The sequence below is a fragment of the Actinomycetota bacterium genome, from assembly GCA_035759705.1.
Lineage (GTDB): Bacteria > Actinomycetota > CADDZG01 > JAHWKV01 > JAHWKV01 > JAJCYE01.
Genome location: DASTUJ010000177.1, coordinates 1 through 8,754 on the forward strand (window position 1 = coordinate 1; position 8,754 = coordinate 8,754).

An 8,754-nucleotide genomic window follows, 5' to 3' on the forward strand; every position below is an offset into this window, starting at 1 on the left:
GTGAAACGATCGCCGGAAGGCGTGTCGGAGGCCAGCAGCCTGCGTCCGGCGGCGGAAGAACGGACGTCGGAGGAGCCGGTGCTCGCCAGCAGGGTCCCCGAGGGCAGGCGAACCAGCGCGCTCACGTTGCCGGGCAGCGGGGTGGTGGAGAGCCAGTCCCGGGAGGCGGCCTCCAGATCGGCCGGGGCGGCCACCCGGGCTCCCGGGCCGCTCTCGAACAGCTCGACTGTGTTGACCAGGTCCCGGTCCAGCTCCCGGATCAGCTGCTGGCGGGTCAGGTACACCACCAGTGCGGCGACGATCATCAGTGCCGCCACCACCACCAGCGTGTAGATGCTGAGGAGGCGGAACGCCAGGGAGGTGTTTCTAGTCGTCTTCGCCACGAAGATCCGAGTCGATCGAGCCGGAGCCCGAGTTCTCCGAGCCGCTCCCGGAGTTGCGGGAGCCCCTGCCCGAGTTGTCCTCCCGATCCTCGGTTGGGGCGGGCGCCGGGACCGTCGCCTGTTCCTCGGCCGAGCCGCTGCCGGAGGAGTCTTCGTCCTTTCGGTCGCCGCCCTTGTCGTCCCACGACTCCACGTGCCGGGAGACTTTCTCCGGGTCGCCGGGAAGGCCTACCGGCGGGGTCGGGGTGGCCACCGGTGCGTCGCTCGTCAAGTTGATGGTGTCCGACTGGGCGGCCGAGGGGACCCGGCCGACCACTCCGCTTATCGCCAGGCCCAGGACGAACGCTGCGAGCACCGCGGCGCCCACCGCAACCTTCACGACGCCTCCTTCGCCGGCACGAACCGGTAGCCGGTGCCCCGGACGGTGTCGATGCGGGTGGAGCCGATCTTCCGGCGCAGGGCGGCCACGTGGACGTCGACCACGTTGGAGCCCGGGTCGAAGTCGATGCCCCACACGATGCGCAGAAGTTGCTCCCGGGACAGGACCTGGTTGGGGTGCTGGGCCAGGGTTCCCAGAAGGGCCAGCTCCCGGGCCGACAGCTGGACCTCTTCCCCGTTGACGAAGGCCCGGTGGGTGACGAGGTCAACTGTCACGTCGCCCGAGCGTACGGTAGTTGACTCGTCCGTGTTGCGCAGGCGGGCCCGGATGCGGGCGGCGAGCTCCTCGATGGCAAAAGGCTTGGTGACGTAGTCGTCGGCGCCGGCCTCCAATCCGCCCACCTTGGACCCTGTGTCGTCCAGGGCGGTGAGGGCGATCACCGGCAGCCGCGGCTTGACGGCCCGGATCTCCTGGAGCACCTGCAGCCCGGACTTGCCGGGGAGCATGAGGTCCAGGAGCACGACGTCGGACTGCAGCTTGATGGCCAGTTCCACGCCGGAAACGCCGTCGGAGGCACAGGTGATCACGAACCCGCGAGGGGTGAGTCCCCGCTCCACGACCTCCTGGATCCGGGGATCATCCTCGATCAGCAGCACGCGAGTTGCCATGGGCCTCCATTCCGTCCCGCTACCCAGGATGCAACAGATCCGTGATGAGAAGGTGATGCCCACATGAAGGAATCTTCATCCTTCAGCCCATCATCGACCCGGTTCTGTCGTACCGGGGATCTACTGTCTGAGGAAGTCGAGACTTTCCCAGATCGGAATGGATATGGGCAATCCCCTGGAAAGAAGCCGGCCGGCTCTGGAAGTCGTCGGGAAGCCGCAAGATCAGGCCATCGTTCGAGCACGCCGCGTGCTGACGGCTCGCCACTACTCCAAGCGGACCGCAGAGTCGTACCGGCACTGGATCGAGCGCTTTCTGATCTTCCACAATTGGGCGGATCCGCTGGACTCAGGTAAATGCGTTTCTGACCGAGCTAGCGGTGAGCAAGAAGATCGCGGAGTCAACCCAGAACCAGACCGTCGTCGCCTTGTTCAGATTGGCCGTGTTTGGACTCATCCTGTACGGCGTGTGGGCGGTCATCGTAACGATGATGTTCCCGAACTGATGGCGTGTCATCACGTGCCGCTGACACGCGGTCAGTTAGCTAGCCCCTTGGCGATTAGTAAACTCTGAGGCGAAATGCGACCCCTTCGGTATTCCATCAACGTCACCTTGGACGGGTGCTGCGATCACCGTGGAATCGTCCCGGACGAAGAACTCCACCGTCGCGCGGCCGAGAACATTGGGCGGGCCGATGCCCTGCTTTTTGGCCGGGTGACCTACCAAATGATGGAGGAAGGGTGGCGCTCTCCGGCGCAGGCGGGAGCCAGGCCGGAATGGATGGAACCCTTCGCCCGGACGATCGACGCGGCAAAGAAGTACGTAGTGTCAAGCACCCTGGACCAGGTCGATTGGAACGCGGAGCTCGTGCGCGGCGATCTGCGGGAGGCCGTTCTGCAGCTCAAAAGCGAGCCGGGTGAGGGACTGTTCACTGGAGGCGTGAAGCTCCCGCTGGCCTTGACGGAGATGGGATTGATCGATGAGTACGAGTTCGTGGTTCACCCCAGGCTGGCGGGTCATGGGCCGACGTTGTTCGCCGGGCTATCGAAGCCTGTCGACTTGAAGCTCGTAAGCCGGCTGGAGTACGGCTCGGGGGCGGTGGCGATGCGGTATGTGCCGAGAAGCTAAGCGTCCGTCGAGGCGCTTGCCCCGAACATTCTGATGAGGTCATGGTCCGCTCTCACGAGTTCCGAACGGAGGTCACATGAGGCGAGTTACTGGGATCGGCGGCATCTTCTTCAAGGCCAAGGACGCTCCGTCACTGCAGGCGTGGTACAAGCGGCACCTGGGAATCGACGTCCAGGACTGGGGCGGAACCGCCTTCACCTGGACCGACGACGAAGGCAAGCCGGTTGGCGGAACAACCATCTGGTCCATCGGCCCGGAAGAAGGGGATCTGTTTGCACCTAGCGCCGCTCCCTTCATGGTCAACTACCGAGTGGAAAACCTCCACGCTTTGGTCAAGGTCTTGAAGGAAGAAGGCTGCAGCGTGCTCGAGAAGATTGACGAGTCCGAGTTCGGCAAGTTTGCCTGGGTCATGGATCCAGAGGGGAACAAGGTCGAGCTGTGGCAGCCGCCGGAAGGCCAGTGAGCAGGCCAGTTACTCACGCATGATTCTCCCCAAGAACCGCGACCCTCGTTTCGTCACTATCCGACGCGGCGGGACGCTCACGGACCGGGACCATCGGCTTCTTGCTTTGTGGGCCGCGGCGTGCGCGGAGCACGTTTTGCACCTATTCGAGTCGGCGCAACCCTCCGACAAGCGCCCCCGTCAGGCAATCGATCGGGCTCGGGCGTGGGTGCGCGGGGAGATCTCGATGTCCGAGGCGCGCGCCGCCGGGGGCCACGCGAACGCGGCCGCCAGAGATTTGGGCGGGGCATCTAGGGAGGCCGCATTCGCTGCCGGCCAGGCGGCCGTGGTAGCGCATGTCGCAGCACACGAGCTCGGTGCGGCGGCCTACGCCATCAAGGCGGCGCGTTCGGCTGCGGCTGAGGGTGAGGAAGAGGACGCGGCCCGGCTCGAGTGCCGGTGGCAGAGGAAACAGCTGCCGGAGGCGATTCGCGAGCTCGTTCTTGACGACCAGCGGCTCAGAAACGACATCTGCTGGTATGTGTTCGACTGCTGACGGGATGTCGAGCGCAAGCCGGTAGGTGCACACTCCCGGGCTTGGAAGAGCGGGCACGCAGTGGTTTCGAGCGCATGTGAGTTACTTCAATCAATTCGACCCACCCGCTTACCAAATCATGACTCTCTGAACCAGACGGTTCCCGCCGGCCTGCACTTGCGGACACGTAAGCGTCGAGCCCTTTAGGGAGAGCCGGGGAACCGTCCCCCTCGAATGCGGAAGCGCGCACACTGGTGAGGATTCGGGCACATTGGCAGTCACCGCCGAGTCCGGCGGGGCTGAGAGATCTAGTCCATGCAAAATCTCGACATCTTCCCGACGGAATAGACGAACTGCCGGGCTAGCCTTCACTTCGAACATGACTTCTCGCTCGTTTGGATAAGAAGGGAACCTGAGAATGATCAACCCAACAAATGCGTACAAACTGGGCCTTGGCGCAGCAGGTGCGTCGGCATTCATCCTTTTTTGGCTGGCCGCCGGTGTTGGGATCATCGGTGCGGACGGCGACCGCGCCAACATGATGTATCTGGGGGTGCTGGCGGTAGGAATCATCGGCGCCCTCATCGCTCGCTTTCGACCGCTTGGGATGGCGCGCACGCTGGTCGCGATGGCGGCCGCTCACGCAGTGGTCGGGCTGATCGCGCTTGTCGCCCAGCTCGGCGAGCCGTACAGCGGACCGCTCGAGATCCTGGGCTTGACCGGGTTCTTCATCGTGCTCTTCACCGGTTCGGCGTGGCTGTTCCGTCAGGCTGCGCTCGGCCGATCCGAGCAGACCACGGCATAGTCCGCACCGAATCCAGCACTCCGGCGTTCGCCCCCGCCCGGGTGCCGGGGCGTGGTATTGCGTTCGGGCGCCCGTCGCCAAAATGGGTAGTTTTCCCCCCACACCTGAGGCTGTTTGCCCCTTGGAAGCGCCGCCTGGCAGGAACAGGATGTAGGGGCCCCGGCGGGGGGCAGGCTGACCGACGGCAGGGAGCGTTGCGATGGCAGGCAGGGACAAGTCGAAGGACGGGTTCCGCAACCGTATTGAGTTGGGTATCCTCACCAGCTGCAAGCCGCTGTGGGGTGCGGTTCAACGAAATGAACGCTCCCGAAGCTTCGCCAACAAGTTCTTGATCAACAACGCAGCCCAAAAGATTCCCCCCCGGCCCTACCCGTTCAGCGCAAAAACGCCTTACACGTCGTGGGACTCGCTGATCGACCGCAACTACGCCGGCCTCCACCTGCCGCCGCTCAACTTCAAGCCCCTGACGGACGAACCCCACCTGAAGATCACCCTCTCGCCGGTGGGCGACTTCGAAAGCAAGCTGCCCGGAGACGAGGCGCTGACCGATCTGTTCACCCGCCGGGGCGCGGGTACGCAGTCCTTGAAGTCGACCGTTCTGTTCCCCCACTTCGTGCAGTGGTTCGCCGATGGGTTCCTCCGGACCGACCGGACGAACAACAGGAAGGTCACGTCCAACCACCACATCGACCTGTGCGGCGTCTACGGGCTACGCCCCGAGCACACCATGCTGCTGAGGTCGTCGAAAGAGCCCGGCCGGCTCAAGTCCCAGATGATCAACGGCGAGGAGTACCCCGAGTACGTCAACCACGAGTCGAGACAACCAAAACTCGAGTTTCAGGGGCTGCCCCACCTGCAGCGCTCCCCGGGAGGAAAGGCCCTTTCCGGCTGGGACCTGGACGACGAGCGCAAACGAACGCTGTTTGCTATGGGCGCCGAAATCGAGCGATCCAACGTCCAGCCGGGCTACGCCATGTTCAACATCCTCTGCCTGAGAGAGCACAACCGGCTGGTCGGGCTTCTGGAGAGGTCCTACAACGGCTGGGACTCGGACCGTTTGTTTGAAACAGCCCGCAACATCGCCACCGTGGAGATCATGAAGATCGTGATGGAGGAATACATCAACCACATCACTCCCTACCACTTCAAGTTCATAACCGACGCAGGGCGCTACACCAAGTCCAGGTGGTACCGGCAGAACTGGATGACCGTGGAGTTCAACCTGGCCTACCGCTGGCACAGCATGCTGCCCGACAGACTGAACCACCGGGGGGTGGCCATGGAGTTGAGCGAGACCCGCTACAACAACCCGATGATCACGAACCACGGCCTGGGCAGCATCTTTCAGGATGCCTCGACCCAAAAGGCAACGGACCTCGGGCTCCACAACACCGCCAATGTCCTGGTTCCGGCCGAGCTGGCCGGCGTTAGGCTCGGCCGGGACAACAAGCTGAGGCGCTACAACGACTACCGGGAGCTCCTCAAGTACCCGAGGGCCACCAGCTACGAACAGATCAGCAGCAAACCGGAGGTGATCAGAAGCCTGGAGAAGCACTACGGCAAGGATGTCGACAACCTGGAGCTCTACGTCGGGATGCACGCCGAGGACCTGCGGAAGAACTCGGCGCTTCCGCCGATGATCGGACGGCTGGTGGGTATCGACGCCTTCTCGCAGGCATTGACCAACCCCCTTCTGGCGGAGAACGTGTTCAACAAGGAAACCTTCACCCCCGTCGGGTGGGAGGAGATCATGAGCCTGTCAACGCTGTCCCAGCTGGTGCACCGCAACCTGCCGGAAGGCCAGGAGTTCACCGTGAGCTTCCGGAACGCAGACTGGAAGCCGGCCGGACACCTGAGGGGCTGATCTACTACTGGGAGTCTGTTCCCAGCTCCAGAACCGTCCCTTCCGTGGCCGCCTCAACCGTTAGGCCCGACTCCAGAGACCCGACGATCTCGGTCAGCTCGGTGTCGGTACGGCTCGGGTCGTGGTGGAACAGCAGCAGGCGCTTCGCTTTGCATACCTCCGCCAGGCCGACGGCGTAGTCGATGGTCGAGTGGCCGAAGTTCGATCGGCTGGGAAACTCGGACACCGTGTACTGGGCGTCGTGGATCATCAGGTCGACCCCCTCGCACAGCCGGTAGGCGGTCTCGTGGTACTCGCCGTGGCCCTCGGGCCCGGGGCCGAACTGGATCGGGTGGTGGTCCGACAGGTAGGCGAGGGTCGACACTCCGTCGGTCACCCTGAAGCCGAAGGTCCGGCCGCCTTTGTGGGGGATCTCCAGGGCGGTGACCTCGAAACCCTCGATTGTGTGGTCCCCGGCCTCCAGCTCGCCGACCCGCCAGTCGCCCCGCAACTCGTTGATCCGAACCGGGAAATGCGGCGGCGACATGAACCGGTCCATCAGTTCCTCGGGGCTGACGCCCTGCGCCGGCATCAGCACCCGGACCCGGGAGTCGGGACGGTCGCCGGCCGAGAAGAAGGGCAGCCCGTGGGTGTGATCCCAATGCAGGTGGCCCAGCAGGATCGTCCCGCGGAACGGCCGGCCGTTCATCACCCTCGTCAGGTTCTGCAGACCGGTCCCGCCGTCCAGCACCAGCTTCGGGCCTTTTCCGTCCCTGGCCAGGGCGACACACGAGGTGTTCCCACCGTATTTGACGAACTCCGCCCCCGGGGCGGGTGTGCTGCCCCGAACCCCGCAGATCGGTACCTGCACCCGGCCCTCAAGCTTCCTCCCGTTTGTGGCCCTCGGCGAGCTGCTTCAGCACCTCCGGTTCTATCTGGTCGCCCGGCACCGCCGCCACCCGGCAGTCGGTGACCGCTGCGAGGGTCGAGGTCCGGTAGCCCTTCTCGATCACCGCCCGCTCCCCGAGGACCGCCCCCGGGCCGACCTCGGCGATGCGCTCGCCGTCGACCTCGATGCGCAGCACGCCGTCCAGGAGAAGGAACAATTCGTGACCCGGCTCGCCCTGGGTGACCAGCGCATCGCCCTTCTTGACGACCCTGATCTTTGGCTTGGCGCCTCCCTTCATGATCCTGCCGGACAGCTCCCTCTCCAGAGCGGTCTCGACTGCGGTGACCAGTGCCGGCGACTCCTCGTCGCCCCACGGCGTGTGCTTGCCGAACGCCTCCCGCATCCAGTTCTCGAAGTTGATCAGGCCCGACTTGGCCGCCAGCTTGCCGTCTTCGTCGTAGACCCAGTGGCGGGGGAAGCTGCTGGCGCCGACGAGCTCGTGCTCGACCGAGCCGTCGGCATGGATGGTCAGAGCCAGCGTGGTCCAGGCCAGCGGCGCAGCGAACTGCACGTACGGCTTGCGGCGCACCCGGCGGGGGGCCGGCATACCGGTCCGGCCTCCCGCCGACTGTACGAAGCGAACCGAGTCGCCCTTGACCTCGGGGTTGCGCTGCAGGTCGGGCAGCGGCACCGCCGGAACGGTGACGCCCGCCGGGCCGAGCTTGATGGTCGTGGAGCCGATCAGGCCGCCGCCGGAGTACCCGTAGGAGTCGATTTTGCCGTCCTTTACCTCCACCCACGCCTTCAGCTGGTTGGCGAACCGGAACCGGTCGGCGTCCCGGAGGGCGATCAGGTCGTCGACCACGTCGGGTGGGGCGGAGTCGTAGTGGGTCACGCCCAGGTCGAACGGAGCCTTCATGTACAGCACTCCCTGGATTGCTTCGGACGGTATCCAGGTGATAGATGTGACCGACGACTCTATACGCACGGCCTGCCTCCTCCTGCTCGTAATTTTGCCTACCCTACTGGACCTTCAGTTCGCCCTCCATGCCCGGGTCGTGGGGCTTGCAGTAGAAGCGGAACTCGCCGGCTTCGGCGTCGAACGTGATCTGCTTGGACTGCCCCGGGGCGATGCTTTCGTCTACCCCCAGTTCGTCCACGGTGAACGTGTGGCGGGCGGAGTCGTTGTTGGCCACGTACAGGCTGACCTCGCCGCTGCTCGCCGTGATGGTTCGCGGGCCGAACTCGAAGTTCTCCATGTCGACGATCAGGCTGCCGTCGGCCGGTGCGTCGCTCGTGACGCCGCCGGCGGCCACCAGGGACCCTCCGATCGCTGCGACCACGAGGAGCACGCCGGCCACCGCGGCGACCCTGGGGAATGCGGAGTCGGCGTGCCGGCCTCGGGCGCTCCGGAACGCCGGAATGGTTGCGATGACCGCAAGCAGCCCGCCCACGGTTAACATCGTTACGGGAACAAAATCGGCGGGGGACTCGGGGTGCTTGATCGCATCCACGGTGAACGGGGCGTTCATAACAAGGAGGGCCAGACTGACCACCCCCAGCCAGACGATTCCGGTCTTTCGAGCGAAACGAAGCAGGACCAGCCCCACCAGGAACGGGGCGGCCATCATCGCCAGGAACGGCTCGAACCCTTCGGGGATCATCGGTAGGAGCGGTCCGGCGG

12 protein-coding genes are annotated in these 8,754 nt (G+C 64.8%); 6 read left to right on the forward strand and 6 right to left on the reverse strand.

The window, feature by feature from the left end; all coding sequences use genetic code 11:
• From VFV09_12230 to VFV09_12240, 3 genes are all read right to left on the reverse strand, one after another.
• Nucleotides 1-383 (reverse strand): hypothetical protein (locus VFV09_12230; GenBank protein HEU4868480.1); only part of this gene is annotated, 383 nt, incomplete at its 3' end.
• Nucleotides 367-762 carry a hypothetical protein gene (locus VFV09_12235; protein ID HEU4868481.1) on the reverse strand — a complete coding sequence of 132 codons (396 nt, stop codon included), beginning with the start codon at nt 760-762 and terminating at the stop codon, nt 367-369. The genes VFV09_12235 and VFV09_12230, both read right to left, overlap by 17 nt.
• Complete coding sequence (locus VFV09_12240) at nt 759-1,430, reverse strand: response regulator transcription factor (protein HEU4868482.1); 672 nt, start codon at nt 1,428-1,430, stop codon at nt 759-761. Before VFV09_12240 ends, VFV09_12235 begins: the two co-directional genes overlap by 4 nt.
• 377 nt (nt 1,431-1,807) lie before the next feature.
• Between VFV09_12240 and VFV09_12245 the strand changes: the two genes are divergently transcribed.
• The 6 genes from VFV09_12245 (at nt 1,808) to VFV09_12270 (ending at nt 6,202) form a co-directional block, all read left to right on the forward strand.
• Nucleotides 1,808-1,933: a hypothetical protein gene (locus VFV09_12245; protein ID HEU4868483.1), complete on the forward strand. Its 126-nt coding sequence runs from the start codon at nt 1,808-1,810 to the stop codon at nt 1,931-1,933.
• A gap of 74 nt (nt 1,934-2,007) precedes the next feature.
• Nucleotides 2,008-2,556 carry a dihydrofolate reductase family protein gene (locus VFV09_12250; GenBank protein HEU4868484.1) on the forward strand — a complete coding sequence of 183 codons (549 nt, stop codon included), beginning with the start codon at nt 2,008-2,010 and terminating at the stop codon, nt 2,554-2,556.
• A gap of 76 nt (nt 2,557-2,632) precedes the next feature.
• Nucleotides 2,633-3,019 (forward strand): VOC family protein, encoded by a 387-nt coding sequence (locus VFV09_12255; protein HEU4868485.1) that lies wholly within the window; start codon nt 2,633-2,635, stop codon nt 3,017-3,019.
• Between the two features lie 19 nt (nt 3,020-3,038).
• Entirely contained in the window at nt 3,039-3,554 is a 516-nt protein-coding gene (locus tag VFV09_12260) for a hypothetical protein (GenBank protein ID HEU4868486.1), read from the forward strand.
• A 397-nt stretch (nt 3,555-3,951) separates the two neighbouring features.
• Nucleotides 3,952-4,338: a hypothetical protein gene (locus VFV09_12265; protein HEU4868487.1), complete on the forward strand. Its 387-nt coding sequence runs from the start codon at nt 3,952-3,954 to the stop codon at nt 4,336-4,338.
• 199 nt (nt 4,339-4,537) lie between these two features.
• Entirely contained in the window at nt 4,538-6,202 is a 1,665-nt protein-coding gene (locus VFV09_12270; GenBank protein ID HEU4868488.1) for a peroxidase family protein, read from the forward strand.
• A gap of 4 nt (nt 6,203-6,206) precedes the next feature.
• Here the strand turns inward: VFV09_12270 and VFV09_12275 are convergent, their stop codons facing one another.
• The 3 genes from VFV09_12275 to VFV09_12285 form a co-directional block, all read right to left on the reverse strand.
• A complete protein-coding gene (locus tag VFV09_12275) occupies nt 6,207-7,052 on the reverse strand; it encodes an MBL fold metallo-hydrolase (protein ID HEU4868489.1) in 846 nt (281 codons plus the stop codon).
• A 7-nt stretch (nt 7,053-7,059) separates the two neighbouring features.
• Nucleotides 7,060-8,058 (reverse strand): cyclic nucleotide-binding domain-containing protein, encoded by a 999-nt coding sequence (locus VFV09_12280; GenBank protein ID HEU4868490.1) that lies wholly within the window; start codon nt 8,056-8,058, stop codon nt 7,060-7,062.
• A gap of 34 nt (nt 8,059-8,092) precedes the next feature.
• Nucleotides 8,093-8,754 (reverse strand): cupredoxin domain-containing protein (locus VFV09_12285; GenBank protein ID HEU4868491.1); only part of this gene is annotated, 662 nt, incomplete at its 5' end.